This window comes from Leucobacter sp. PH1c (assembly GCF_000633415.1).
Lineage (GTDB): Bacteria > Actinomycetota > Actinomycetes > Actinomycetales > Microbacteriaceae > Leucobacter.
In genome coordinates, this window is the sequence record NZ_AYMV01000023.1 from 20,154 (window position 1) to 45,564 (window position 25,411).

Sequence of the window (25,411 nt, forward strand, 5' to 3'; positions counted from 1 at the left end):
CGGGTCCGGTCCTTACTTCTTCTGTGCGCCGTACTTCGACAGCATGGCGTCGAGCTCAGCCTTGTGCTCGTCGAGGAACTTCTGCTGCGCGTCGAAGTAGAAGCGCGTCTGGGTCTCGGTGTAGTCGACCTTGGCCTTGCACTCGGCGTCGGCCGTGGCGACCGCGATCTCGCGCTTCGCGAACTCGTCCTTCTCCTTCTGAGAGGGCTCCTTGTACTCCTCCATGCTGTCCCCGCTCGACGAGTAGAACTCCTCGTTCAGCGTGTTCTGCGCGTTCATCGGCGACGAGTAGTCGTCCTGGCCGGCGTCCGCCATGCACTCGCGCCACTCGTCGTTGAGCTTCTGCATCTCGGGGCTCAGCTCGTCGTCGTTCCAGATGGCGTTGCCGAGACTGTTCATGCTCTCCATGAGCTCGGAGAACTCGGGATCCGAGAACACGGCCATGCCGCCGTCCTCGCCCTGGACCTCGTGCTGGGCGGCGCCGTAGCAGCCCTGGTCCTTCCAATCCGGCATGAAGCCGGCGCCGTCGCTCTCCTCGAGCTCCGCCATCTGCTCATCGGTCATGGGCGGGCCGTAGAGCGTTTCCGAGTACGCCTGCTGCTCCGACTCGCTGAGCGACTCGATGTAGTCCTGGTTCGGGTCGACATACTCCTCGCCCGGCTCCTCCGTCGACTCCGACATCCCGGGCCAGTTCACGATGCCGTAGCCGTACTCCTTCGCGAACTCGGCGGAGCCCCATTCCGGCCCGGAGTCCTCCCCGTCCTCGCCGCCCATCATGACGATGCCGCCCGAGTTGGAGCTGGGCTTGTACTCGAAGCCCTCCTTCGTCATGCACTCGGCGACGAGCTCCTCGATCTCGCGCTGCTCCTTGTCCATGCGCTCCTGCGTGTACTCCTCGCCGTCCCAGAGCGCGGAGAGGTACTTGTCGAGCGGGCCCTCCTGATCGGGCTTCGCATCGCCCTTCCCCGTGCCGCTGCACCCCGACAGGGCGAGCGCGGCCAGAGCGACCGCCGCGGGGATCCAGATCCGTGCTGAGCGCATTCGTGAAGTCATGCCACCTCGATTGTGAGTCGTCGCCGCGGGCGCACCGCGGGCCGTGTGAGTAGTTCGTCAAGCTAGCACAGCGGATCGCCGCTGAATGGGGAAACCCGCAGGGATCGGTACCCCGGTACTACGCGAATAGGTGGGCCCCGGGGCCTTCGTGCTCCCGCGCACGATACGCGGGAGGCCGCGAGCGCCGCATCCCCCGGGTGAGGGGGTGCCCGGCGCGGGAGCCTATACTGGGCCGCATGCAGACCCAGCTGTCCGCGGCGAGCGCCGCACCCCGCTCTTCCTCGCGCCGTGCGCATGCGCAGCTCGGCTGAGGCCGCGACCCCCGGTTGGACGCTCCCCGCGTGGGTCGAGCGCTCCCCGCGGTGGTCCCGGGTCGTGCGCTGGCTGCTCGGCGCGCGCTTCGTCGATCCGCCCATCCGCGGTTTCGCGCTCCTCGTCGGGCTCTCCGGGCTGCTCCCCTCGGCGGCCGAGAGCACCGAGCCCCTCTACCTCCTGCTCCACTACACCTCGTCGGTGCTCGTCATCGCGAGCGCGTTCGTGCCGCTCGTCAGCGGGGGGATCGCGGCCGTCCTCTTCGCGGTGTTCGTGTTCACCTTCCCGCAGTACCTGAACCCCTTCTACACGCCGCTCGAGTTCGCCTCGGGGCTGCTGCTCGTCGCCTTCGCCTGGCGATGGTCGCTCGTGATGCTCGGCGTCGTCGTCGGCGCGGGGTGGCTCGCGCGCTCGGTGGCGCCCGAGACGGCGCTGCCGCTCGGGATGCAGCTCTACTCCTGGGCGTACATCGCCCTGCTCGGTGCGGCGGCGCACCTGGTCGAGTCCCGGATCCGGCGCGAGATCACGAAGCGCGAGCAGAGCGCGCGCGAGCACGAGCGCGAGCTGCAGCGCATGCGCCTCACCGTCGCGACCGACGTGCACGACACCGTCTCGCACGGCCTCGCGACGCAGCTCGCGATCGTGCGGCTGCTCGCGGTCGAGCCCGATCGGGAGGAGTCCGCGCGCATGCTCGGCGAGCTCGCGGTGCGCACCGAGGGCGCCCAGGACGAGCTGCGCGCGCTGCTGTCCGGCCTGCACAGCGGGAGCGCCGAGGGGTCGGCGGCGATCCCCGTCGGCGCCGACGAGCTCCGCAGCGCCGTCGGCCGGCTGCGCGAGGCGGCAGCTGCGGGCGGCACGCGGATCAGCGCCGAGTTCGGCGCGCTGCCGGAGAGCCTTGAACCGGCCGCGCTCGACGACGCCGTGCTCGTGCTCCGCGAACTCGTGACGAACATCATCAAGCACGCCGCGGGCCCGGGCGACAGCGCGCTCCGCGCCGATACCGTCGCGGACGAGCGCGGCAGCTGGTTGCTCCTCTCCTCCGAGAATCCCGTGCCCGCGGAGGTCGACCGGGTGCCGTGGAGCCTCGCCGCCCGGGTGGAGCAGCGCGGCGGCGACTGCACGGCGGAGACCGTCGCGGGCCGCTACCTCGTCCGTGTGCGGCTGCCGCTGCGCGGCGCCGAGCGCCTCGTGGGGGAAAGCGCCTCCCGCGTCGTCCCCCGAGCGGGGGATGCCGGTTCGCCGGAAGGTCGATGAAATGAGGGTGTGAAACCACTCCTCGCCGCCCTCGCCGCCGCTGTCCTCCTCGTCCTCGGAGGGGTCGCGCAACCCGCCTCGGCCACCGCCGATGCGAGCGCCCCCGCCTCGGAAACCGCCGCGACGGTCCTCGTCGCGGACACGGTGCCCACCACCCCCGCAGCCGACGAGGTGATCCCCGGAGATCCTTACGCGGATGACGCCACCGCGCGCGCCACGCTCGCCGAGTGCAAGTTCTGGTTCATCCACAACAAGCCCCTGTACCGAAAGTACTGCCTGTGATCGCTTCCCCGCCCGAGACCGCGCTGCGGCCGCTCCGCGTGCTCGTCGTCGATGACGACCCCTGGACCACGCGGGCCGTCGCGCACGCTCTGGCGGGGGATCCCGGCATGCGGCCGCTCGAGCCGGCGCACAGCGGCGAGGCCGCCGTCGCCGCCTACCGCGAGTTGCGCCCCGACGTCGTGCTGATGGACCTGAGTATGCCGCCCGGCATGAGCGGGGTGGAGGCGACGGCGCAGATCCTCCGGGAGGATCCCGAGGCCTGCGTGGTCGTCCTCACCACCGTGTCTCCGGGGCCGGGAGTCGCCCGTGCCCTCGAAGCCGGTGCGCTCTGCGTCCTCCAGAAGACAGCGCCGCCCGAGACGCTGCGCGAGGCCGTGCGGCTCGCCGCCGAGGGCGGCAACCCGACGCTCCTCAAGCGCCTCGCGAGCGATATCGCGATCGCGGGGGACACGCTCCCGGACGCACCGATCGTCGCCCCGGCGCTCACGCCCGCCGAGTACGCGATCCTGCTGCTCGTCTGCGAGGGGCGCAGCTACGAGGAGATCGCGGAGACCCAGGGGATCACCGTGTGGACCGCGAAGTCGCACGTGAAGCGCCTCCGCGAGAAGCTCGCGGCGGAGAATCTGGCCCAGCTCGTCGTGCGCGCGCTGCAGTTCCGCTACATCGGCGGCTAGGCCGCGGGCGCCGTCTCCAGGAGACGGACCAGCTGGGCGCCCACCCGCTCGAACTCGATGAGGAACGCATCGTGCCCGAAGGGGGAGTCGATGCGGGTCGCCCGATCCCCGTCGAGGCTGCCCGGGGCGTGCCGCGCGATCTCGTCCTGCCCGTCGATCGTGAACAGGCGATCGCTCGGGATCCCGATCACGAGCGTCGGCAAATCGAGGGTCGCGAGCGCGGTGGCCACCCCGCCACGGCCGCGGCCCACGTCGTGCGAGTTCATCGCCTGCACGAGCGCGACGTAGCTGCCCGCGTCGAAGCGCCGGGTGAACTTGTTCCCGTGGAAGTCGAGGTACGACTCGACGGCGAAGCGCCCGCCGCCGCCGAGCGGGCTCACCGCCGACTGCCACGAGCGACCGAAGCGCTCGTCGAGCTCGGTGTTGCTGCGGTAGTTCAGCAGGGCCAGTCGCCGTGCCGTCGCGAGGCCGTGGTGCGGGCCGATCCCGTCCGGTGCGTCGTAGTAGTTCCCGTCCCGGTAGCTCGGATCGGAGCGGATCGCCTCGAGCTGCACGAGGTTGAGGCCGATCTGGTCGGCCGTCGTGACCGGGGGAGCGGCGATCACCGCGAGGCGGTCGACGCGCTCGCGGTGCGCGATCCCCCACTCGAGCGCGTGCATGCCGCCCATCGATCCGCCGATCACGCTGTGGAACTTGGCGATCCCGAGCGCGTCGGCGAAGCGCGCGGTCGCGGCCACCTGATCGCGGATCGTGAGATAGGGGAAGCGGCCGCCCCACTCCTGCCCGCCGGGGGCGAGCGACGCGGGCCCCGTGCTGCCCTGGCAGCCGCCCAGCACGTTCGGGGCGATGATGCAGAAGCGATCCGTGTCGAGCGCGCGCCCGGGGCCGACGATCTCGGTCCACCAGCCGTCGGTCGGGTGGCCGGGGCCGGCCGTGCCGACCAGGTGGCTGTCGCCCGTGAGCGCGTGGAACACGAGGATCGCGTTGTCGCGGGCCGCGTTCAGCTCGCCGAAGCTCTCGTACGCGATGCGCACGCTCGGCAGCTCGGCGCCCGACTCCGTGCGCAGCGCGCCGATCGACACGAAGCGCCGATCGCCCACCGGGTCGCCGTCCCGCCACGCCCCGGAGATCGGGGGCCGACCCATGAGCGCGCGCAGCTGCGCATCGGTGATGAAGTCGGTCGGGAACGAATCCTCGGGGGTCTGCCAGTCCATAGTTCCCCATTCTGCCCGGCGGTCGGAGACCGCGGGCGAATGTTACGACGCGGGGGCGGGATGCTCCTCGAGCACCCCGCCCCCGCGTGGTTTCCGCGCCGCGCGAGCGCGCGGCGCGTCCCGTGTTACGCCCGGGCCGCCTCGACGACCGCGCGAGCCGCCGCGAAGCCCTTCTCCAGGTCGGCCTTGATGTCGTCGATGTGCTCGAGGCCCACCGAGAGGCGCACGAGGCCCGGCGTCACACCGGCCGTGAGCTGCTGCTCGGGGGTGAGCTGCGAGTGCGTCGTGGACGCGGGATGGATGATGAGCGAGCGCACATCACCGATGTTCGCGACGTGGCTGAACAGGTCGACGTTCTCGACGACCGCGCGGCCCGCATCGACCCCGCCCTTGAGCTCGAAGGAGAGCACCGCGCCCACGCCCTTCGGTGCGTACTGGTTCGCCGCCGCGTACCAGGGGCTCGTGGGGAGACCCGAGTAGTAGACCGTGGCGACGTCGTCGTGCGAGTCGAGCCACTCGGCGATCGCCTGCGCGTTCTGCACGTGGCGCTCGATCCGCAGCGACAGCGTCTCGATGCCCTGGAGCAGCAGCCAGGCGCTCAGCGGGGCGATCGCCGAGCCGAGGTCGCGGAGCAGCTGGACGCGCGCCTTGATGATGTACGCGATCGGATCGCCGACGGTGCCCGTGTAGCTCACCCCGTTGTAGGAGGGGTCCGGCTCGGTGAGACCGGGGAACTTGTCGGCATGCTGCGACCAGGGGAAGGTGCCGCCGTCCACGATCACACCGCCGAGGGTCGTCCCGTGGCCGCCGAGGAACTTTGTCGCCGAGTGCAGCACGATGTCCGCGCCGTGCTCGAAGGGGCGCACGAGGTAGGGGCTCGCCACCGTGTTGTCGACGATGAGAGGGAGGTGGTTCTCGTGCGCGACATCGGCGACGGCGCGGATGTCGAGGACGTTCGAGCGCGGGTTCGCGATCGACTCGGCGAAGAACAGCTTCGTGTTCGGGCGCACCGCACGCTGCCACGCGGCGGGATCATCCTGATCCTCCACGAACGTGACCTCGATGCCGAGCTTCGCGAGCGAGTACTTGAACAGGTTGTAGGTGCCACCGTAGATCGAGCTCGACGAGACGATGTGGTCGCCCGCGTTCGCGATGTTCAGCACGGCGAACGTCGACGCCGCCTGGCCGCTCGCGAGGAGGAGCGCGCCCGTGCCGCCCTCGAGCGCGGCGATGCGCTGCTCGGCGACCTCCTGGGTGGGGTTCGTGATGCGGGTGTAGATGGGGCCGAGCTCGGCGAGCGCGAAGCGGTTCGCCGCCTGCGCGGAATCCTCGAACACGAAGGCCGTGGTCTGGTGGATGGGCAGGGCCCGCGAACCCGTCGTCGGGTCGGGCTCCTGGCCGGCGTGGATCTGCTTGGTCTCGAAGCCCCAAACGTTCTGATCAGTCATGACTGCTCCTTGAAGGGTGTGCGCCTGGCGGCGAAGGGTGTGCGCCTGGCGGCGTGAAAACTCAGTGCTGAGGAAAAGGGAGGTGGTGCTGGGAACGAGCGTACGAGGTCTCGCCCGATCCGGGCAACGCGGGGCGACACTCCGCGTAATGAATCGCGCGAGCGCCCCGCTACGCTGGCAGCACGAGACGACGAGGAACGGAGCGGCACATGGCGCAGCGCGTAGTGGTGACGGGGGCGAGCTCCGGGATCGGGGCCGCGACGGTGCGGCGCTTCGCGGCGCGCGGCTGGGAGACGGTCGCGGTCGCGCGCCGGGCGGACCGGCTGCACGCGCTCGCCGCAGAGACCGGTGCCCACCCGGTCGTGTGCGACGTGACCGACGAAGCCCAGGTGGCCGCGCTCGCCGCAGAGGTCGCCGCGACGGGCGGCGCCACCGGGCTCGTGAACAACGCCGGCGGCGCGCTCGGTACCGAGTCGGTCGAGGCCTCCTCCGCCGAGGACTGGCGGCGCATGTTCGAGGTGAACGTGCTCGGGCTCCGGGCGGTCACGGCGGCGCTCTTGCCCGTGCTGCGCGACGGGATCCGGGCGGGGCGCGCGGCGGGAGCCGGATCCGCGGCGGGTTCGGGTGCCGAGGTCGGCTGGCCGGGCTGGGCCTCGATCCTCAACGTCACCTCGACCGCGGGGCACCAGGTCTACGCCGGCGGGGGCGGGTACAACGCGGCGAAGTTCGCGGCGCACGCCGTCACCGGGGTGCTGCGGCTGGAGCTCGCGGGGGAGCCGATCCGCGTGATGGAGCTCGCACCCGGCCTCGTGCACACCGAGGAGTTCACGCTCAACCGCCTGCGCGGCGATGCGGCCGCCGCAGCGAAGCCCTACGAGGACGTGCTCCCGCTGCGGGCAGAGGACGTCGCCGCGGTGCTCGTCGACGCGTTCTCGCAGCCCCCGCACGTCAACCAGGACCTGATCGTGCTGCGCCCGGTCGCCCAGTCGAGCGTGTTCCACACGCACCGCGGCCCGCTCGAGCCCCGTGCCTGAGCGCGGGGACGGCGCCCGGTCGGGCGCCGGAGCGCTCCGCGGGCTCGTTGATTCGGGCCGGATCGCCGCCGACTGGGGGCACGCACTCTCCGCGGAGTCGGAGTCCTTCGACCGGCTCGCCGCGTTCCTCGACGCCGAGCGCGCCGCGCACACCGTGCTCCCGGATCCCGAACGGGTGTTCGCCGCGTTCGAGCGGCCGCTCGCCGGGGTGCGGGTGCTCCTCGTTGGGCAGGATCCGTATCCGACCCCCGGGCACCCGATCGGGCTGTCGTTCGCGACGGATCCCGCGGTGCGGCCGCTGCCGCGCAGCCTGCAGAACATCTCACGCGAGCTGGTGAGCGACCTCGGGGCCGCCCCGCTGCAGACGGGGGACCTGCGTCCCTGGGCGGATCAGGGCGTGCTGCTGCTGAACCGGGTGCTCACGGTTCGTGCGGGCGAGGCGGGATCGCACCGGCGGCAGGGCTGGGAGACGATCACCGAGCGCGCCATCCGGGCGCTCGCGGGGCGCGGCGGGCCGCTCGTGGCCATCCTCTGGGGCGCCGACGCGCGCTCGCTCGCCCCGCTACTCGGCGACATCCCCGTGATCGAGAGCGCGCACCCCTCGCCGCTGTCGGCCTCGCGCGGATTCTTCGGCTCGCGCCCGTTCAGTCGGGCGAACGCGGCGCTCGCCGCCCAGGGCGCCGACCCCATCGACTGGGAGATCGCGGGCCCGGCCCCCGCGCAGCCGACCCTCTGGGAGTGACGGGGCTGCGTTCCGGTTGCGCTCCGGCTGCGCCGGGCTCCCGTGCTCTGGCTGCGCCGGGCTCCCGTGCTGCTTCGTGGTTCTTTCCCTCCCGCCCTCGGCCTGCGTGCCGCGCATCGCCCTCCGATTCCGCAGGAGAAATCTCGGATCTCGGACTGAATTGCGTGTTTCGGTCCGAGATTTCGGATTTCTCCGAGAAAAGCGAGGGGAGAGGGGGAGGCAAGGGAAGCAAGGAAGCGACGGAAGCAGGGGGGGGCAGAGCCTGGAGCGCGCCAGCGCACCCACCACCTTGAGCACCGCACCCGCGCGTCTCCGCGGCATCGTGTAGACTTGGCAGCTGTACTTCGGCGAGGGGCGCTCAGCGCCCGTTATCGACGCGGGACGGAACGCCTCTGCGGGCCATCTTGCTGCGTAGCTACGCAAGTGCGAGACACCAGATCTGGCGGCCCGGCCGCCCTGACCGGGCTTCGGCCCGCAAGGAGAACATCATGACGGAGACCAACCAGCTCGTCGCAACCGCTCGCGAGAGCTTCGGCAAGGGCGTCGCCCGCAAGCTTCGCGCCGTCGGCCAGACCCCCGCGGTCATCTACGGCCACGGCACCGACCCCGTGCACATCTCGGTCGAGACGCACCCGCTGAGCCTCATCATCCGCCAGGCGAACGCGCTCATCGAGCTCGATATCGCGGGCAAGAAGCAGCTCGTGCTCGTCAAGGACGTCCAGAAGGATCCGGTGCGCCAGATCATCGAGCACGTCGACCTCGTCATCGTCAAGAAGGGCGAGACCGTCGAGGTCGAGGTGCCCCTGCACGTCGCCGGCGAGCCCTTCAACGGCGCGAACGCGCTGCAGGAGCTCAACACCCTCCGCCTGAGCGTCCCCGCGACCGCGATCCCCGAGAACGTGACCGTGACGGTCGACGGCCTCGAGGACGGCACCCAGATCCTCGCCGGTGCGATCGAGCTCCCCACGGGCGCTGCCCTGCTCGACGCCGCCGACGCACTCGCAGTGAACATCGTCGCGCCCCGCGCCGCAGCGTCGGATGACGCTGAGGGCGAGGACGCTGCCGAGTAAGCAGCTTCGACTCTCGGGCCCGTCGGTCCGGCGCACGCGCCGGGCCGACGGGCCGTTTGTCTCTCTGCGCTCAGCGCGAGTGTCGGAGGGGTCTGCGATCATGGGTGCGCGGAGGTGACCGGTTCAGATGTTCTGGCGAAAACTGCAGGGAAAGGTGGAGGATCGCGTGGCTGAAGACAGCTGGCTGATCGTGGGGCTGGGCAACCCCGGCGCGAAGTACGAGGCGACCCGGCACAATGTCGGGCAGATGGCGCTCGATGTGCTCGCGGATCGGATCGGCGGGCGCTTCTCCCCGCACAAGACCGGCGCGCGCATCGCCGAGGGGCGCATCCGCCCCGGCGGTGCGAAGCTCATCCTTGCGAAGTCGAACGGGTACATGAACACCTCGGGCGGCCCGGTGTCGGCGCTCGCGAAGTACTTCGGCGTTGCCCCCGAGCGCATCATCGTGCTCCACGACGAGCTCGACCTGCCGTTCGACACGCTGAAGCTCAAGCAGGGCGGCGGTCACGGCGGGCACAACGGGCTCCGCGACATCGCGAAGGCGCTCGGCACCCCGGAGTACCTGCGGGTGCGGATCGGGATCGGCCGTCCGCCGGGCCAGCAGGACCCCGCAGACTTCGTGCTGAAGCCGTTCGCCTCCTCCGAACGGGCCAACCTTGCCGTGCTGCTCGAAGAGTCCGCGGACGCGGCGGAGGCCCTCGTCGACGATGGCCTGCTCGCTGCCCAGCAGCGCTTCCACGGAGCGGGCAAGTGAGTCTCGCCGGGCTCGAGCGCCTCCTCGAGCGGTCGCCGTCCTTCTCCCGCGCACTCGACGCAGCGAGCAGCGACGCCGAGTTCTCCGTCGCCGACGGGCTGCGGGCTCCGCTCATCGCGGGCCTGCTCGGCCGTCGCCGGGCCGCGGGGGATCGCGGCGCGCTCCTCATCATCGCGGCCACGAGCCGCGAGGCCGATGCGATCCGCCAGGCGGTCGCCTCGCTGATCCCCGACGCGGTGACGACGGAATTCCCGGCGTGGGAGACGCTGCCGCACGAGCGGCTGAGTCCGAGCGCGGAGACGGTGGGCCGTCGCGCGCACGCCCTGCGCCTGCTCCGCGAGCACGACGCGTCGTCGCCGACCGCGCCCCCGCTCATCGTGGTCGCGTCGGTGCGCGCCGCGCTGCAGCCGGTCTCTCCGCACGCCGCGCAGGCGGAGCCCGTGGCGCTCCGCGCCGGCGCAGATCTCGTGCTCCCGCACGGCGGCGGTCTCGAAGCGCTGTCGCGCAAACTCGTCGACTTCGCGTACACCCGCGTCGACATGGTCACCCGGCGCGGCGAGTTCGCGGTGCGCGGCGGCATCCTCGACGTGTTCCCGCCCACGGCGGAGCAGGCCGTGCGCGTCGATTTCTTCGGCGACGAGGTGGATCAGATCCGCCGCTTCTCGGTCTCGGATCAGCGCTCCGCGGGGGATCCGATTCCCGCGCTCGAACTCTGGCCGGCACGCGAGCTGCTCCTCACCGACGAGGTGCGCGAGCGCGCGGCCGAGCTGCTGCCCCGATTCCCCGCGCTCAGCCCGATGCTCGAGAAGATGAGCGCCGGGATCGCCGTCGAGGGCATGGAGAGCCTCCTCCCGCAACTGGTGCCGGGTCTCGCCCCGCTCACGGCGCTCCTCCCCGCGGGCGGCGCCGTGCTCGTCGTCGCGCCGGAGCGGGTCGCCGGCCGCGCGGTGAGCCTCGCCGAGACGAACCGCGAGTTCCTCGAGGCGGCGTGGCACGCCGCGACGGCGGGGGCCGACAGCCCGATCCCCACGGAGCACAGCGGCCTCCTCTCGGTCACTGAGCTGCGCGCGGCCTCGCAGGGCCGCCCCTGGTGGAGCACGACGGGCTTCGTACGCGACGCGGACGACGCCGAGACCGGGGCGCCGGGTGCCGGCGGCCAGCCCGTCTCTGGGGCCGGTGCCTCCGGCGGTCCGGCGACGGACGGCACCGACGACGGAGGAGCTGCGAGCTCCGATGGCGCCGCTTCGGGATCGGGCGGCGGATCGGGACTTGCCGCGGCACCCGCCGAGGAGCCGCGCGGGCTCACCGTGATCGACGGCATTGACGACGCGGTGTACACCGTGCACGGCGGCGCGGTGCGCCGGCCTACCGGGGTCGAGCCGACGGCGGCCGCGATCCAGCACCTGAGCCGCCGCGTCGGCGAGGGGTGGCGCGCGATCGTCACGGCGCAGGGTGTCGGGCTCGTCGAACGAGCCCGCGACCTGCTCGCCGAGGCGGGCGCCGCGGCGCGGCTCGTCGATGAGCTCCCCGCCGAGCTCGAGCCCGGCGTGGTGTACCTCGTCACGGGCACGGCCTGGCAGGGTTTCGAGAGCGATGAGGCCGAGCTGCTGCTCGAGACCGAGGCCGAGTTCTTCGGTCGCACGGTGTCGGCGCAGGCGGCGACCGGGCAGAAGCTCGCCCGCCGCCGGGGCAAGAACGTCGTCGACCCGCTCAAGCTCGTCGCGGGCGACTTCGTGGTGCACGAGACCCACGGGATCGGGCAGTTCGTCGAGCTCACGCAGCGCATGGTGCCGACGGGCATTGGACGCGACGCGACGAAGGCGCTGCGCGAGTACCTCGTGATCGAGTACGCCTCGACGAAGCGCGGCATGCCGAAGGACAAGCTCTACGTCCCCACCGACCAGCTGGACCAGCTCTCGCGCTACGTCGGCGGCGAGGCGCCCGCGCTGTCGAAGATGGGCGGCAGTGACTGGTCGAACGCGAAGAAGAAGGCGCGCAAGGCGGTGCGCGACATCGCGGTGGAGCTCGTGAAGCTCTATTCCGCGCGCATGGCGTCGCCCGGCCACGCCTTCTCGATCGACACGCCCTGGCAGCGCGAGCTGGAGGAGGCGTTCCCCTACGCGGAGACGATCGACCAGCTCACCACCATCGACGAGGTGAAGCGCGATATGGAGCGCCCCGTGCCGATGGACCGCCTGCTCGCGGGCGACGTCGGCTTCGGCAAGACGGAGGTGGCGATCCGCGCCGCGTTCAAGGCCGTGCAGGACGGCAAGCAGGTGGCGATGCTCGTGCCCACCACCCTGCTCGCGAACCAGCACTTCGAGACCTTCCAGAACCGCTTCGCCGGCTTCCCGGTGCAGCTCCGGGCGCTCAGCCGCTTCCAGAGCGACAAGGAGGCGCAGGAGACCCTCGACGGCCTCGCCGCAGGCACGGTCGACGTGGTGATCGGCACGCACCGCCTGCTGTCGAACAACATCATCTACAAGGATCTCGGCCTCCTCATCATCGACGAGGAGCAGCGCTTCGGCGTCGAGCACAAGGACGCGCTGAAGAAGCTGAAGACCGGGGTCGACATCCTCGCGATGAGCGCCACCCCGATCCCGCGCACGCTCGAGATGGCCGTGACGGGGATCCGCGAGATGTCCACGCTCGCGACGCCGCCCGAGGACCGCCACCCGATCCTCACCTTCGTGGGCCCGCGCAGCGACAAGCAGATCACCGCGGCGATCCGCCGCGAGCTGCTGCGCGAGGGTCAGGTGTTCTTCGTGCACAACCGGGTGAGCTCGATCGGTCGCGTCGCCGCGCGGATCGCCGAGCTCGTGCCCGAGGCTCGCGTCGCCGTCGCGCACGGCAAACTCAGCGAGCACCAGCTCGAGCAGGTCGTCCAGGACTTCTGGGAGCGGAAGTTCGACGTCCTCGTCTCGACCACGATCGTCGAGACCGGGCTCGATATCGCGAACGCGAACACGATCATCATCGACCAGGCCGACAAGTACGGTCTCAGCCAGCTGCACCAGCTGCGCGGCCGGGTGGGCCGGAGCCGGGAGCGCGCGTACGCGTACTTCCTCTACGACCCGGACAAGCCCCTCACAGAGCACGCGAACGAGCGGCTCGAGACCCTCGCGGCGAACAACGAGCTCGGTTCGGGCATGCAGGTCGCGCTGAAGGACCTCGAACTCCGCGGCGCGGGCAACCTGCTCGGCGGGGAGCAGTCCGGTCACATCGCGGGCGTGGGCTTCGACCTGTACCTGCGCATGATCGGCGAGGCCGTCAACACGTTCAAGGGCGAGGAAGTGGCGGGCACCGTCGAGCTCGTACTCGAACTGCCCGTCGACGCCCACATTCCCGAGGACTACGTGGAGAGCGAGCGGCTGCGCCTCGAGGCGTACCAGAAGTTCTCCGCCGCCTCGCACCCGCAGGCCCCCGAGGATCACGTTGCGCTCGTGCTCGAAGAGCTCACCGACCGCTACGGCGCGCCCCCGGAGGAGGTGCAGCGGCTCGCGGCGGTGTCCGCGCTGCGCCGCCGGGCTTCGCGGCTCGGCCTCACGAAGGTCGTCGCCGCGGGCCCCGCGCTGCGCCTCGAACCGGTCAAGCTCCTCGACTCGCGCCGCATGCGCATGAACCGCATGTACCCGGGCTCCCGCTACACCGAGGCGACGAACTCCCTGCAGATCCCGCTGCCCGGGGGCACTGCGTCATCGCGCAGCCCGCTCGCGGGCGTGGGGCAGCGGCACACGGGCGACGAGGGCGACATCGTCGCATGGACTGGGCGCGTGCTCGCCACGCTGCTCGAGGAGGATCCGCCCGTCGCGTAGCGGGTACCCGGGACGGGCGGCCGGGAACGCTCCGCCCGCCGCAGCGCGGACGGCAGGGAGAGCGCCGCCCGCCCGCTACTGGGCTTCGCAGGCCTGCTGCAGGCGGGCGCCGGTCTCCTGGAGCGCGGGCAGGCGCTCCGAGAACAGGCCGCTCAGTTCCGCGCCGTAGGCCTGAAGGTCCCCGATCGCGGCAAGGTTCCCGTCCGCGAGGCCCGTGAGATCCGGGGCGCCGAGCGCGCCGATGTCGCTCGCGAGACCCGTCCACTCGCTCTGCGCCTCGCCGAGTGCGGTGAGCACCGCGGGATCGGTGATCGAGGCCGACGCGGCGTCGAGCGCCTCGATCACGGGGTCGACGAGCGAGCCCGCGTCGACCGGGTTCCCCGCGATCCCATCGGCGATGAGCTGCGGAACCGACTGCGCGGCCTCCGCCGTGACGCGATCGATCGCGGCGCTCGCGACCTGGCACTTCGACGCCGCTCCGCCGGCGGACCCCGCAGCGCCCTCCGTGCCGCTTCCGCTCGCCCCGGACTCGACGTTCCCACCCGTCGGGAGCCCGAGCAGGCTGCAGCCGCTCAGCGGGAGCGCGAGGAGGGCGAGCGCGGCGAGCGCGAGCGTGCGGGGGCGCGAGGTCGAGGTGAGGCGTGGCATCGGGGTCCCTTCGGCAGGCAGATCCCGGATCGGATCCTGCGCCCACGCTACCGGCGTCGCCCGGGGAAGCCCTGGACAGGCCGGCCCCTCCCGGCGTGCGTCCGGCGGGGCCGAGTAGGGTGGGCCCATGGACAGCGCGCGCGCACGAGCCACCGACGGCCCCGGAGACGGAGCCGCCCCCGCCCCCGATCCCGCGACGGAGCCCGGCACGGGCACCGCGGCCTCCGCGGCAGCCGCGGTCGTTCGGGCCGCGGAGACCGTGCGCCGCATGGTGGACGACGGCGGTTGCGCCTGGCACGGGGTGCAGACCCACGCCTCGCTCACCCCGTTCCTCATCGAGGAGGCCGCCGAATTCGTCGACGCGGTCGAGCGCGAGCTCCCGGCCGCCGAGACGAGCTCGGAGCTCGGCGATGTGCTCTACCAGGTGCTCTTCCACGCGGCCCTCGCCGAGCGCGACGGCGAGGGCTACACCCTCGCGAGCGTGGCCGACGGCCTCGCCGACAAGCTCATCGCCCGACACCCGCACGTCTTCGGCGACCGCGGCTACATGACCGTCGAGGAGCTGCACGCCGAGTGGGAGCGGCTCAAGGAGGACGCCGCGGGTGAGGCGCGCGGCTCGCGCGGCGCCCTCGACGGGATCCCCGCGGGCATGCCCACGCTCGCGCGCGCCGCGAAGGTCGTCGAGCGGTTGAAGCGGGCCGGGCTCGTCGAACCGAGCGCGGGGGAGGGCAGCCCCGAGGACCCGCTCGCGGCCGCGATCGGGCCCGACGAGCAGCGCCTCGCCGAGCTCGGGATCGGCGACGGGATGCTCGCGCTCGTCATGCGGGCGAACGCCGCGGGGGTCGATCCGGATCGCGCCCTCCGCCTGGCAATCGATCGGCTTGCCGCGCGCGTGATGCACGGCGAGGACGACTAGGGGAGCAGCCCCTGCCGCCGCGCGGCGGCGACGGCGGCGTGCCGTGTGTTCGTCTCGAGCTTCGCCATCGCGGTGCGGAGGTAGCTCTTCACCGTGTTCTCGGCGAGCTGCAGCGAGCGGCCGATCTCGGCGTTCGTAGCTCCAAGCGCGGTGTGCGCGAGCACGTCGACCTCGCGCGGCGAGAGCTGCACGGCGTCAGCGGTGGGATCCGACTCTCCGAGCCGCGCGAGCCGATCCGCGAGCGCGGTGAGGCGATCCCGCACGTCCGCGTCATCGACGCCCGCGGCGATGCTGCGCAGCTCCGCGTGCTCGCCCCGCACGAGTTCGAGCGCGTCGCCGCCGAGCGGAACGGGCGGGCCGACGGGCGTGCGGCCGCGCGGCGCCGAGACGCTCTGCTGTACGCGGATCTCACGGGCCAGCGCTCGCGCGACAGCGGCGCCGGCCTCGAGCCGGATCGGCGCGGAGCAGTTCCGCTCGCGGCTGCCGCCGTAGAGCACGGCCCGAACCTCGCCGCCCACGATCACCGGCATGGCGAGGAGCGTCACGATGCCCTCGCCGCCGATCTGCTCGTCGTAGTCGTGGGTGATGAGGCTGGAGCGCGCGTAGTCGGGGGCGAGCCGAGCCCGGTGCTCGGTCATCGCCTTCCCGCCGAGTCCGCGATCCGCGCGCACGGTGAGGCCGGTGAGGCTCCCGGTGCGCACACCGGCGAACGCGGTGACGCGCGTGATGTCGTCGGTGTTGAATCCGCCGAAGGCCACGGGGAACCGCGTCTCCCGTGCGAACTCCTGCACGGCAGCGCTCAGCGTCTCGAGGAGGAGAGGTGCCTCGGGGTGGGTCGTCGGTGCTCCCATCTTTCGAGGGTACTCGATGCCCGCCCGGGGCGGGGCTCACCCGGCAGGCGGGTTCGGGGCTCCGCCGCTCGGCTGCCACATCGCTCGGAGGATCGCCACGGTGTCGTCGAGCGAGACTCCGGCCGCCTGCGCTGCCTCCGCGAGCTCGCGGGCGCGCTCCGTGACCGGGCCCGGCGCGCGTGAGGCGCCGGGCGCGACCCGGGTGCCCGCCGCGGTGCGCGTGACCACGAGCCCGTCCGCCTCGAGCATCCGGTAGGCCTTCGCAGCCGTGGCCTGGGCGATCCCGAAATCGCGGGCGGTCTGCCTGATTGTCGGGAGCCGCTCGCCATCGCCGAGCTGACCCGCCTGAATCGCGCCGCGGAAGCGCTCCGCGAGCTCCTCGGCGGTGCCGGGAACCGCGGGGGTCATCGCCGCTCCTCCGCGTCCGCTGCGTCGGTGCCGTTGCCGGTGCCCGTGCCAGTTCTGCCCGTGCCGGCGCCGGTTCCGCCAGCGGGGCGGGCCGCGGAGACCGCGCTGCGCGCCGGGACGGGCCGGGCGAGCGAAACGTAGAGAGCCGAAGCCGCCGCGGACGCGGTCGGCCCCGCGGGGGGAGTCGTTCGGCGTCGAGCGCGGGCCGCGCGGATCGTGTCGGAGACGAGCCGGAGGAGGAGCGCCGCCCCGAGCCCCTGCACGAGGTATCCCGCGCGGGCCATGGGCCCGGCGATCGCCTGGTAATCCGTCCCGAGGAACACGAGGTCCGCGGGACGCACGGGCGCGTCCCGGTCACCGCTCACGAAGTCGCTTCCCGCGATGACCGTGCCCGCGAATCCGACGTGTGCCCACAGCGCGCCCAGCGTGAGAAGCACCCCGCCCAGCACGATCAGCGTGAGGAGGCGGGCCGTGGCGCTCCGCTCCGCGCGCACATCTCCCGGCGAGACGGACACGGGGGACGGGCGGTTCGAGTCCGCGCGCAGCGCGAGGATCAGCGCGACGGCGGCGACGCCGACCGCGAGGATCGTGCAGAGATGGTTCGGCCAGCCCGCGCCGGCGATGTACGCGACGCCGCCGAACGCGCGGAAGAACACGGGGAGGTCGGTCTCCGTGGCCGGGACGTTGCCGAAGAGCAGCCCGTCCGCGGGGGCCGAGACGCCGATGAGCGTGTGCCAGAGGGCGGTGAGCAGCGTGAGCGCCCCGGCGCCGGCCGCGATCCAGAGCGCGGGGAGCGGGGCGAACGCCCACCAGCGGCGGTGCGGCGCGATCGCCCGCTCGCCGGGGAGCGGACGGGGCGTCCGGGCGAGCACGGCTGCGCTCACCGCGACCACCGCGGCGGCCGCGAGGAGCGGCGCGGCGCGCTGCCACCAGCCGTCGAAGCCGGTGATCTCGGGGAAGTAGCGGCGCATCACGAAGAAGCTGCTCAGTGTGCCCACAGCGAGGACCGTGATCCCGCCCCAGATGCCGAGCTTCGTGAGGAAGCGGACGCGCGATCCCGCCGCGGGGAGCGTGATGATTCGGCGCGGCCAGCACCAGGACACGGCCCAGAAGACGATGCCGAGCGTGAGCGCCACCTCGAGCGGGAACAGCTCTTTGATGCGCCAGATGAGTGAAATCGGGTCCATGCGTGCCCTCCGTCGAGTTCTTGTGCTGCAAAGATAGCACAACTTGTATTGCGTGCCTAGCACAAGGGCCAGCTCGCCCCGCGATGCGCGCGGCCGCCCCGCGAAGGTGGAAGAATGGGGGACCATGGCCACCCCTGTGAACCCGCCGCGCGGGATGCGCGACTTCCTGCCCGCCGACAAGGCTCGCCGCGAGCACGCGCTCGGCATCATCAAGGGCGTCTACCGCGCCCACGGCTTCGATGAGATCGAGACGCCCGTCGTCGAGGACTGGGGCCGGCTCCACGCGGGGCTCGGCGGCGACAACGAGAAGCTCTCCTTCTCGATCCTGAAGCGCGGGATCACGGCCGAGGCGCTCGCCGCCGCGGCCGAGGCGGGCGACGTCGAGCAGCTCGCCGACCTCGGGCTCCGCTTCGACCTCACGGTGCCGCTCACGCGCTTCTACGCCTCGCACCGCGCGGAGCTGCCGCCCGTGTTCCGTTCGATCCAGATCGCGCCGGTCTGGCGCGCCGAGCGCCCGCAGAAGGGGCGCTACCGCCAGTTCGTGCAGGCCGACATCGACATCATCGGCGAGCCCGGGATCCTCGCGGAGATCGAGCTGATCACGGCGACCTCGCAGGCGCTCGCGGAGCTCGGCCTCGCCGGCTGCGTGATCCGCGTGAACGATCGCCGCATCCTGTTCGGGCTGCTCGAGCACTGCGGCTTCGCGCCCGAGACGCACGACCGCGCGCTCATCACGATCGACAAGCTCGACAAGATCGGCGCGTCCGGCGTCGTCGAGGAGCTCCGCGAGATCGATGCCGACGCGGCGGAGCGGATCGGCGCGGTGCTCGCCGAGGTCGAGCCTGCGATCGCGGGCGACGGGATCCCGCTCATTGGGGAGCGCATCGCCGCAGTGCTGCCCGAGGGGGCCGCAGCCGACGGGATCGCGAACCTCTCGGAGCTCGGGGCGGCGCTCGCCGGCGGTCTCCCCGCGGGCGTCGAGCTGCGCTTCGACCCCACGCTCGTGCGCGGCATGGGCTACTACACCGGCACGATCTTCGAGGTGGCGCACCCGGGATCCGGCAGCTCGGTCGGCGGCGGCGGCCGCTACGACGGCATGGTGGGCCGCTTCCTCGGGCAGGACGTTCCCGCGGTCGGCTTCTCGATCGGCTTCGAGCGCGTGGTGGATCTCCTCACGCTGCCCGAGTCCACGGGGCCCGACGCGGTCGCGCTCGTCGCCGACGCCGATGTGGACCTCGCCCAGCTCGTGGCGCTCAAGCGCGAGCTCGTGGCGCGCGGCCACCGTGTGCGGCTCGAGAAGCGGCAGAAGAACATGAAGACGCTGCTCGCCCGGGTGGCCGAGGCGGGCTTCACGAGCATTGCGAACGTGCGCGCCGGGGTCTCCTCCGCCGACGAGCTCGAGCTGCGCCCCCTCGCGGGCTAGCGGGGCGCGGGGTGGCCCGCCGCCTGCGCGGCACAAGCCCTTGACGTGACGGCCCTCGCGGTGCGAACCTCTCCGCGAGGGCCGCGCCGCGCGGCCGGATGGGACGCCCACCATGACCACGCAGATCTTCGTCAACATCGCGACCGCCGATCTCGAGCGGGCCAAGGCCTTCTACACGGCGCTCGGCTGCGAGATCAACCCGCTCTTCACCGACGAGAACGCCGCGTGCGTCGTCTGGGACGAGCAGGTGTTCTTCATGATCCTCACGCGCGAGTACTTCGCGACGTTCACCGATAAGACGGTGGTCGACGCGAGCGACAGCGCCCAGGTGCTGATCGCGCTCTCCCGGGACTCGCGCGAGGCGGTCGACGAGATCCTCGCAGCGGGACTCGCCGCGGGCGGGAGCGAGCCGCGCGAACCGCAGGACTACGGCTTCATGTACTCCCGCGACCTGGAGGATCCGGATGGCACGATCCTCGAGTTCCTGTACATGGACCCCGCCGCGGCCGAGCAGGGGCCGGAGGCGTTCCTCGCCGAGAACGGGTGACGCGCCGGCCGGATCCCCCGCTCGTGCGCTCAGGCCGAGCCGGGGGAGACGGCCGCTAGACTGGGGGGCGTCGGCGGACCACGCCGAGCACGTTTGCCCAAACTACCCAGCACTGGCACACACCTGAGGAGCGCATGGTGGCATTTATCGACGCAGTGATCGCCCGCGAGATTCTTGATTCGCGCGGAAACCCGACCGTCGAGGTCGAGGTCGGCTTGACCGATGATTCCGTGGGGCGCGCTGCGGTGCCGTCCGGCGCCTCCACCGGCGCCTTCGAGGCCTACGAGCTGCGCGACGGCGATGCCGACCGCTACCTCGGCAAGGGCGTCACGAAGGCCGTCGACGCGGTGTTCGACGAGCTCGCGCCCGCGATCGAGGGCTTCGCGGCCGACGATCAGCGCATCATCGACACCGTCCTCCGCGAGGTCGACGGCACCGACAACAAGTCGCGCGTCGGCGCCAACTCGATCCTCGGCGTGAGCCTCGCTGTCGCGCACGCGGCCGCCGCCTCGGCCGAGCTGCCCCTCTACCGCTACCTGGGCGGCCCCAACGCGAGCACGCTCCCCGTGCCGCTCATGAACATCATCAACGGCGGCGCGCACGCCGACACCGGCGTCGACATCCAGGAGTTCATGGCGGTGCCGCTCGGCGCCGAGTCGTTCTCCGAGGGCCTCCGCTGGGGCGTCGAGGTCTACCACGCGCTGAAGGCGCTCCTCAAGGAGCAGGGCCTCACCACCGCGCTCGGCGACGAGGGCGGCTTCGCCCCCGACCTGCCCACCAACGCGGCCGCGCTCGACCTGATCGTCGAGGCCATCAAGCGCGCGGGCCTCGAGCCGGGCACCGACGTCGCGCTCGCGCTCGACGTCGCATCGACCGAGTTCTTCGCCGACGGCGTCTACACCTTCGAGGGCAAGCAGCGCACGGCCGCCGAGATGAGCGCCTACTACGCCGACCTCATGGAGAAGTACCCGCTCGTCTCGATCGAGGATCCCCTCGCCGAGGACGACTGGGAGGGCTGGAAGATCCTCACCGACGAGATCGGCGATCGCGTGCAGCTCGTCGGCGACGACCTGTTCGTCACGAACCCCGAGCGCCTCGCCGACGGCATCGCCCGCGGCACGGCCAACTCGATCCTCGTCAAGGTGAACCAGATCGGCACCCTCACGGAGACGTTCGACGCCGTGCAGCTCGCGCAGCGCGCGGGCTACACCGCCGTGATGTCGCACCGCTCGGGCGAGACCGAGGACGTGACGATCGCGGATCTCGCGGTCGCCACCGACTGCGGTCAGATCAAGACGGGCGCGCCCGCGCGCTCGGATCGCGTCGCGAAGTACAACCAGCTGCTCCGCATCGAGGAGGAGCTCGGCCTCGCCGCGAAGTACGCCGGCCGCAGCGCGTTCCCGCGCTTCACGGCGTAGCCGCGGCACCGAGAGCGACGGCACGGTGAAGCGCGGAGCGGGGGAGCTCGGGGCCTGGGCCTCGAGCCTCCGCTTCAGCGTCTTCACCGTGCTCATCGTCGGGCTGGTGCTGGCTGGCGCCATTATCATCAGCCCGAGCCTGTCGACCTTCGTGCAGCAGCGGCGCGAGATCGCCGAGCTGCGCGAGAGCGTGCGCGTCCACCAGGAGGCGGTCACGGAGATCGACGCCGAGCGCGCCAAGTGGAAGGACCCCGTCTACGTCCGGGCCCAGGCGCGCGACCGGCTGTTCTACGTCCTGCCGGGGGAGACCCAGCTCAACGTGATCGACGATGTCGTGATGCCCGTCGAGTCGGACGAAGAGACGAGCGCCGAGCTCTCACGCATCGAGTCGAACTGGGCGGAGGGCCTCGTCGGCTCCTTCCTGAGCGCGGGGACGCAGGCTCCGGCCGCGGACGACGCGCAGGCGGGCGGGACGACGGATCCCGCGCAGCCCGCCGATCCGGCAGCGACGTCCGATCCCGCCTCGACGGCCGAGACCCCAGCCGAATAAGACCACCGGAGCCCGCCCGCCGCGGGCGCCCCGGGCGCAGCGTCGCCCGCACCAGCCACTCGCCCGAGGAGAACCCCATGAGCCGACCGCCCTTCCCCGCCCCCACCGAGGCCGACATCGCCGCGGTGAGCGAGCAGCTCGAGCGCGAGGCACGCGGCGTCGTCGGCATCGCGGCGCGCACCTCCGACGGCACGCCCACGGTCGTGGCGACCGCTCCGCGGCTCCCGGACGGCTCGCCGTTCCCCACCTTCTACTACCTCTCGCACCCGGAGGCGGTCGCGGCGGCCTCGCGCCTCGAGGCCGGCGGCATGATGGTCGAGTTCAACGAGATGCTCGCCGAGGACGAGGAGCTGCGCGCGCAGTACGCTGCGGCGCACGAGCAGTACATCGCGGACCGCGAGCAGGTCGGCGAGGTGCCGGAGCTCGCGGGCGTTTCGGCAGGCGGCATGCCGACGCGCGTCAAGTGCCTGCACGCGCTCATCGGCCATGCCCTCGCCGCGGGCCCCGGCGTGAACCCGATCGGCGACCTCGCGCTCGAGCGCTGCGGCTGGCGCCCCTGAGCGCCCGGGGCGAAACATCGAATTTTCGCCCGAATCGCGCTCGCGCCGAAGAATCCACCGCATTCGCCCGGTTTTCCGCGGAAGCGTCCGGGATGACAGGAAATAGGCAGTAGACTGAGCCGTAGGGCAGCAGTCTGCCCGTTCCGCTGTGTCCATACCCTGGACAGTTCCCGCACAGAGCATCAAGGAGACCGCCCCGTGGCGAAGAAGATTCTGATCGTTGGCGGTGGCTACGCCGGCTTCTACACCGCATGGAAGCTGGAGAAGCTCCTCCGCGCCGGTGAGGCCGAGGTCACGATCGTCGACCCGCTGCCCTACATGGCGTACCTGCCGTTCCTCCCCGAGGTCGCTGCCGGCTCGATCGAGCCGCGCCACGCCGTCGTCGCGCGCCGTCGCCACCTGAAGCGCACGGCGAACATCGCGGGCAAGGTCACCGGCATCTCGCACGCCACGAAGACGGCAACGATCACGCCGAACGTCGGCGAGGCGTACGACTTCTCCTACGATCAGATCGTCATCACCACGGGCTCCGTGTCGCGCACCTTCCCCATCGCGGGCATCGCCGACAACGCGATCGGCATGAAGACGATCGAAGAGGCCGTTGCGATCCGCGACCGCCTGGTGGGTAACTTCGAGCGCGCCGCGTCGCTCCCGAAGGGCTCGGCCGAGCGTGCCCGCCTGCTGACCGTCACGGTCGTCGGCGGCGGCTTCGCGGGCATCGAGTCGGTGTCGGAGCTCCGCTCCTTCGCGACGAGCCTGCTGCGCCGCTACCCGGAGATCACCTTCGACGAGACCCAGTTCCACCTGGTCGAGGCCATGGGCCGCATCATGCCCGAGGTCACCGAGGGGCTCGCCGACTGGGTGGTCAAGGACCAGACCCGTCGCGGCGTGAACATCCACCTCGACACGCAGCTCTCCTCCGCGGTCGACGGCAACATCGAGCTCTCCACGGGCGAGAAGTACGAGTCCGACCTCATCGTCTGGACCGCCGGCGTGATGCCCCGTCCGTTCCTCCGCGGCACCGACCTGCCGATCGGCCCCCGCGGCCACGTCGTCGGCACCCCGTCGCTGCGCGTGGCGACCGAGGAGGGCGAGATCGTCGAGGGCGCATGGACCGCCGGCGACACCTCGCAGGTCCCCGACATCTCCTCGACCCCCGGCCCCGGCGGCTTCTGCGTTCCGAACGCACAGCACGCGGTGCGCCAGGGCCGTCTGCTCGCGAAGAACATCGTCGCGACGCTGCGCGGCGAGGGCGTCGCCGAGTACAACCACAAGAACGCTGGTGCGGTTGCCGGCCTCGGCATGAACACCGGCGTGTTCCGCTCGGGCAACTTCACGCTCAAGGGCTACGTCGCCTGGCTCGCGCACCGCTTCTACCACGGCCTCGCGATCCCGACGTGGGAGCGCAAGTGGCGCGTGTTCGGCGGCTGGGTGAGCCACTTCTTCCTGGGCCGCGACATCGTCAACATCGAGGCGACGCAGGAGCCGCGCGCGATCTTCGAGGAGTTCGCTTCGCGTCCGAAGCCGGCAGCCGAGTAGGTCTCCGCTTCCCGAGCAGCGCCCCGCCGAGCCATGTGCTCGGCGGGGCGCCGCTGTATCCAGGGGGCTCCGCTGCGTTCCCGGGGCCCCGCTGTATCCGAGGCCGCTGCGCGGTGCCGTCCGAGCCGGCTGCCGCCGCCCTGTGACGTCCGAGTCGGCTGCCGCCGCCCTGTGACGGGCGGCTAGCGCTCCTCGGCCGCGGGCTCCTCGGGGGCGTGCTTGCTTAGGAATTCGTACATCGCCGTGTCGTCGACCCCGGGGAAGGTGCCCGAGGGGAGCGGCGAGAGCACGTGCGCGTGCATGCGCGCGCTCGGCCAAGCTTTCCCCTCCCAGCGCGAGAGCAGCCCGGGCTCCGGCGTGCGGCAGCACGCCTCGTCTGGGCAGGTGGAGCTGCGGCGCACGGTGGTGTCGCGGCCCCGGAACCACTTCGCGTCGTCGAATGCGACGCCACACGCGATCGCGAACGGGCCGAGCTCGGCGTCGCCCGTTTGCACGCTCGTCCAGAAGGTGCCGTTCGGGGTGTCGGTGTACTGGTAGAACTCGCTCGTGCGGTTGGTGCGGTTGAACGCCGTGCGCCCGCCCCACTTGTGGCAGAGCGACTCGCCCTCGATGGAGCCCTCGCTGTCGCTCGGGAAGGGGAGCCCGTCGTTCTCGTAGCCGCGCACGAGCGCTCCCGCACCGTCGGCGCGGTAGTGGTGCACCGCGAGCCCGAGGTGCTGAGTGGCGATGTTCGTGAACCGGTGGGCGGCGGCCTCGTGGGTCACGCCGAACGCGTCGCGGAAATCCTCGATCGCGAGGTTGCGGTTGCGCTTCGCCTGCTGCAGGAACTCGACCGCGCGCGCCTCGGGGATGAGGCAGGCGGCCGCGAAGTAGTTGATCTGGAGCCGCTGCTCGAGAAATTCTGCATAACTTCTCGGCTCGTGGTGGCCGAGCACCCGGTGCGCCATCGCCTGGAGTGCGAGGGAGCGCAGGCCGTGCCCGCCGGGGATCGAGGCCGGCGGCAGGTAGATGCGCCCGTTCTCGAGATCCGTGATGCTCCGGGTGTTCGAGGGGAGGTCGTCGACGAAGATCAGCGTGAAGCCGAGCATCTCCGCGAGCATGGCGACCTGGCGGTGGGTCACGGCTCCCGTCGAGTGCCCGATTCGCCGCATGAGGTCGGAGGCCACGAGCTCGATGTCCTGGATGTAGTTGTCCTGGGCGCGCATCTTCAGCCGGATCTCGGTGTTCGCGCGCCGGGCCTCCTCGGACGTGGTCGCGGCCGCGCGGGAGCGCTGGGCGAGCTCGCGGTGCAGGCCGACGAGCGCCTCGAGCGTCTCGTCGCCGAGTGTGCGCGGGGCGCGCACGTGGGGGAGACCGAGTCGCTGGTAGCTGCGCGTGGACTGCGCGCGCTCCAGCTCGACCTCGAGCGCGCTGCGGTGATCCGGTGCCTCGCCCGTGAGGAACGCGGCCGGATCGACCGAGAGCTCGCGGCCGAGTGCCTGCAGGAGGCTGAGTTTCGGCTCGCGCCGCCCGTTCTCGATGAGCGAGAGCTGGCTCGCGACCACGCCGACGCGCTCGCCGAGCTGCTCGAGCGTGAGCCCGGCCTGGCTGCGGAAGAAGCGGAGACGCTTGCCGAGGACGAGACGGTCGAGCTCCGCCTCCGTCGCTGGGGAAACACTGTTGGGTGCCATAACTTGACCATACGGCAAAAAGCTGAAAAGTTTACGCACGAA

Annotated in this window: 23 protein-coding genes; 15 read left to right on the forward strand and 8 right to left on the reverse strand. The window is 71.8% G+C overall.

The features are described 5' to 3' along the window. Positions 1–12: 12 nt before the first annotated feature. Positions 13–1,053: a hypothetical protein gene (locus U874_RS0108620; RefSeq protein WP_157834241.1), complete on the reverse strand. Its 1,041-nt coding sequence runs from the start codon at positions 1,051–1,053 to the stop codon at positions 13–15. A gap of 294 nt (positions 1,054–1,347) precedes the next feature. Here U874_RS0108620 and U874_RS0108625 point away from each other — a divergent pair, with 294 nt between their 5' ends. The 3 genes from U874_RS0108625 to U874_RS0108635 are packed head-to-tail and all read left to right on the forward strand — an operon-like array spanning position 1,348 to position 3,575. Next, entirely contained in the window at positions 1,348–2,619 is a 1,272-nt protein-coding gene (locus tag U874_RS0108625) for a sensor histidine kinase (RefSeq protein WP_025134139.1), read from the forward strand. Between the two features lie 9 nt (positions 2,620–2,628). After that, positions 2,629–2,901 carry a hypothetical protein gene (locus tag U874_RS0108630; protein WP_025134140.1) on the forward strand — a complete coding sequence of 91 codons (273 nt, stop codon included), beginning with the start codon at positions 2,629–2,631 and terminating at the stop codon, positions 2,899–2,901. After that, positions 2,898–3,575, forward strand: coding sequence for a response regulator transcription factor (locus tag U874_RS0108635; RefSeq protein WP_025134141.1), 678 nt, complete (start codon positions 2,898–2,900; stop codon positions 3,573–3,575). The genes U874_RS0108630 and U874_RS0108635 overlap by 4 nt, the downstream gene beginning before the upstream one ends. On the opposite strand, the gene U874_RS0108640 is transcribed toward U874_RS0108635, so the two are convergent. Continuing rightward, a complete protein-coding gene (locus U874_RS0108640) occupies positions 3,572–4,789 on the reverse strand; it encodes a homoserine O-acetyltransferase (RefSeq protein WP_025134142.1) in 1,218 nt (405 codons plus the stop codon). The genes U874_RS0108635 and U874_RS0108640 overlap by 4 nt on opposite strands. Before the next feature lie 125 nt (positions 4,790–4,914). Beyond that, positions 4,915–6,237, reverse strand: coding sequence for a bifunctional o-acetylhomoserine/o-acetylserine sulfhydrylase (locus U874_RS0108645; protein WP_025134143.1), 1,323 nt, complete (start codon positions 6,235–6,237; stop codon positions 4,915–4,917). Positions 6,238–6,446: 209 nt separating this feature from the next. Here U874_RS0108645 and U874_RS0108650 point away from each other — a divergent pair, with 209 nt between their 5' ends. The 5 genes from U874_RS0108650 to mfd all read left to right on the forward strand — a co-directional run bounded on the left by U874_RS0108650 (position 6,447) and on the right by mfd (position 13,652). Further along, positions 6,447–7,271, forward strand: coding sequence for an SDR family NAD(P)-dependent oxidoreductase (locus tag U874_RS0108650; protein WP_025134144.1), 825 nt, complete (start codon positions 6,447–6,449; stop codon positions 7,269–7,271). Beyond that, positions 7,264–8,013, forward strand: a complete 750-nt coding sequence (locus U874_RS0108655; protein ID WP_025134145.1) for a uracil-DNA glycosylase — start codon at positions 7,264–7,266, stop codon at positions 8,011–8,013. Before U874_RS0108650 ends, U874_RS0108655 begins: the two co-directional genes overlap by 8 nt. 488 nt (positions 8,014–8,501) lie before the next feature. Then, positions 8,502–9,083, forward strand: a complete 582-nt coding sequence (locus U874_RS0108660; protein ID WP_029988055.1) for a 50S ribosomal protein L25/general stress protein Ctc — start codon at positions 8,502–8,504, stop codon at positions 9,081–9,083. Between the two features lie 127 nt (positions 9,084–9,210). After that, entirely contained in the window at positions 9,211–9,837 is a 627-nt protein-coding gene (gene pth / locus U874_RS0108665; RefSeq protein ID WP_051582856.1) for an aminoacyl-tRNA hydrolase, read from the forward strand. Then, positions 9,834–13,652: a transcription-repair coupling factor gene (gene mfd, locus U874_RS15545; protein WP_025134148.1), complete on the forward strand. Its 3,819-nt coding sequence runs from the start codon at positions 9,834–9,836 to the stop codon at positions 13,650–13,652. Before pth ends, mfd begins: the two co-directional genes overlap by 4 nt. Positions 13,653–13,727: 75 nt before the next feature. On the opposite strand, the gene U874_RS0108675 is transcribed toward mfd, so the two are convergent. Further along, positions 13,728–14,300 carry a hypothetical protein gene (locus U874_RS0108675; RefSeq protein WP_025134149.1) on the reverse strand — a complete coding sequence of 191 codons (573 nt, stop codon included), beginning with the start codon at positions 14,298–14,300 and terminating at the stop codon, positions 13,728–13,730. 127 nt (positions 14,301–14,427) lie between these two features. On the opposite strand from U874_RS0108675, the gene U874_RS0108680 reads away from it, so the two are divergent. Beyond that, entirely contained in the window at positions 14,428–15,216 is a 789-nt protein-coding gene (locus tag U874_RS0108680) for a MazG nucleotide pyrophosphohydrolase domain-containing protein (RefSeq protein WP_025134150.1), read from the forward strand. Here the strand turns inward: U874_RS0108680 and U874_RS0108685 are convergent. The 3 genes from U874_RS0108685 to U874_RS14295 are packed head-to-tail and all read right to left on the reverse strand — an operon-like array spanning position 15,213 to position 17,662. Beyond that, positions 15,213–16,067, reverse strand: a complete 855-nt coding sequence (locus U874_RS0108685) for a LuxR C-terminal-related transcriptional regulator (protein WP_025134151.1) — start codon at positions 16,065–16,067, stop codon at positions 15,213–15,215. The two genes, U874_RS0108680 and U874_RS0108685, sit on opposite strands and share 4 nt — an antisense overlap. 36 nt (positions 16,068–16,103) lie before the next feature. Next, positions 16,104–16,475: a GntR family transcriptional regulator gene (locus U874_RS0108690; RefSeq protein ID WP_025134152.1), complete on the reverse strand. Its 372-nt coding sequence runs from the start codon at positions 16,473–16,475 to the stop codon at positions 16,104–16,106. Next, complete coding sequence (locus U874_RS14295; RefSeq protein WP_025134153.1) at positions 16,472–17,662, reverse strand: hypothetical protein; 1,191 nt, start codon at positions 17,660–17,662, stop codon at positions 16,472–16,474. The genes U874_RS0108690 and U874_RS14295 overlap by 4 nt, the downstream gene beginning before the upstream one ends. 124 nt (positions 17,663–17,786) lie before the next feature. On the opposite strand from U874_RS14295, the gene hisS reads away from it, so the two are divergent. The 6 genes from hisS (at position 17,787) to U874_RS0108725 (ending at position 23,699) form a co-directional block, all read left to right on the forward strand. Further along, a complete protein-coding gene (gene hisS, locus U874_RS0108700; RefSeq protein WP_025134154.1) occupies positions 17,787–19,085 on the forward strand; it encodes a histidine--tRNA ligase in 1,299 nt (432 codons plus the stop codon). A gap of 112 nt (positions 19,086–19,197) precedes the next feature. Beyond that, complete coding sequence (locus U874_RS0108705; protein ID WP_025134155.1) at positions 19,198–19,632, forward strand: VOC family protein; 435 nt, start codon at positions 19,198–19,200, stop codon at positions 19,630–19,632. A 137-nt stretch (positions 19,633–19,769) separates the two neighbouring features. Beyond that, the gene (gene eno, locus U874_RS0108710) at positions 19,770–21,050 is read left to right on the forward strand and encodes a phosphopyruvate hydratase (RefSeq protein WP_025134156.1); all 1,281 of its coding nucleotides are present in this window, start codon (positions 19,770–19,772) and stop codon (positions 21,048–21,050) included. Between the two features lie 25 nt (positions 21,051–21,075). Then, complete coding sequence (locus tag U874_RS0108715) at positions 21,076–21,600, forward strand: septum formation initiator family protein (protein WP_025134157.1); 525 nt, start codon at positions 21,076–21,078, stop codon at positions 21,598–21,600. Positions 21,601–21,677: 77 nt separating this feature from the next. Beyond that, complete coding sequence (locus U874_RS0108720) at positions 21,678–22,160, forward strand: DUF501 domain-containing protein (RefSeq protein ID WP_025134158.1); 483 nt, start codon at positions 21,678–21,680, stop codon at positions 22,158–22,160. Between the two features lie 198 nt (positions 22,161–22,358). After that, complete coding sequence (locus U874_RS0108725) at positions 22,359–23,699, forward strand: NAD(P)/FAD-dependent oxidoreductase (RefSeq protein WP_025134159.1); 1,341 nt, start codon at positions 22,359–22,361, stop codon at positions 23,697–23,699. A gap of 182 nt (positions 23,700–23,881) precedes the next feature. On the opposite strand, the gene U874_RS0108730 is transcribed toward U874_RS0108725, so the two are convergent. Continuing rightward, a complete protein-coding gene (locus U874_RS0108730; protein WP_025134160.1) occupies positions 23,882–25,369 on the reverse strand; it encodes a helix-turn-helix domain-containing protein in 1,488 nt (495 codons plus the stop codon). Positions 25,370–25,411: the final 42 nt, after the last annotated feature.

Bases quoted from the DNA above. Each gene is read 5' to 3' on its own strand.
- U874_RS0108620 (WP_157834241.1), bottom strand. From the start codon at position 1,053: ATGACTTCACGAATGCGCTCAGCACGGATCTGGATCCCCGCGGCGGTC.
- U874_RS0108625 (WP_025134139.1), top strand. From the start codon at position 1,348: ATGCGCAGCTCGGCTGAGGCCGCGACCCCCGGTTGGACGCTCCCCGCG.
- U874_RS0108640 (WP_025134142.1), bottom strand. From the start codon at position 4,789: ATGGACTGGCAGACCCCCGAGGATTCGTTCCCGACCGACTTCATCACC.
- U874_RS0108645 (WP_025134143.1), bottom strand. From the start codon at position 6,237: ATGACTGATCAGAACGTTTGGGGCTTCGAGACCAAGCAGATCCACGCC.
- U874_RS0108650 (WP_025134144.1), top strand. From the start codon at position 6,447: ATGGCGCAGCGCGTAGTGGTGACGGGGGCGAGCTCCGGGATCGGGGCC.
- U874_RS0108660 (WP_029988055.1), top strand. From the start codon at position 8,502: ATGACGGAGACCAACCAGCTCGTCGCAACCGCTCGCGAGAGCTTCGGC.
- pth (WP_051582856.1), top strand. From the start codon at position 9,211: ATGTTCTGGCGAAAACTGCAGGGAAAGGTGGAGGATCGCGTGGCTGAA.
- U874_RS0108675 (WP_025134149.1), bottom strand. From the start codon at position 14,300: ATGCCACGCCTCACCTCGACCTCGCGCCCCCGCACGCTCGCGCTCGCC.
- U874_RS0108680 (WP_025134150.1), top strand. From the start codon at position 14,428: ATGGACAGCGCGCGCGCACGAGCCACCGACGGCCCCGGAGACGGAGCC.
- U874_RS0108685 (WP_025134151.1), bottom strand. From the start codon at position 16,067: ATGGGAGCACCGACGACCCACCCCGAGGCACCTCTCCTCCTCGAGACG.
- U874_RS0108690 (WP_025134152.1), bottom strand. From the start codon at position 16,475: ATGACCCCCGCGGTTCCCGGCACCGCCGAGGAGCTCGCGGAGCGCTTC.
- U874_RS14295 (WP_025134153.1), bottom strand. From the start codon at position 17,662: ATGGACCCGATTTCACTCATCTGGCGCATCAAAGAGCTGTTCCCGCTC.
- hisS (WP_025134154.1), top strand. From the start codon at position 17,787: ATGGCCACCCCTGTGAACCCGCCGCGCGGGATGCGCGACTTCCTGCCC.
- U874_RS0108705 (WP_025134155.1), top strand. From the start codon at position 19,198: ATGACCACGCAGATCTTCGTCAACATCGCGACCGCCGATCTCGAGCGG.
- U874_RS0108720 (WP_025134158.1), top strand. From the start codon at position 21,678: ATGAGCCGACCGCCCTTCCCCGCCCCCACCGAGGCCGACATCGCCGCG.
- U874_RS0108730 (WP_025134160.1), bottom strand. From the start codon at position 25,369: ATGGCACCCAACAGTGTTTCCCCAGCGACGGAGGCGGAGCTCGACCGT.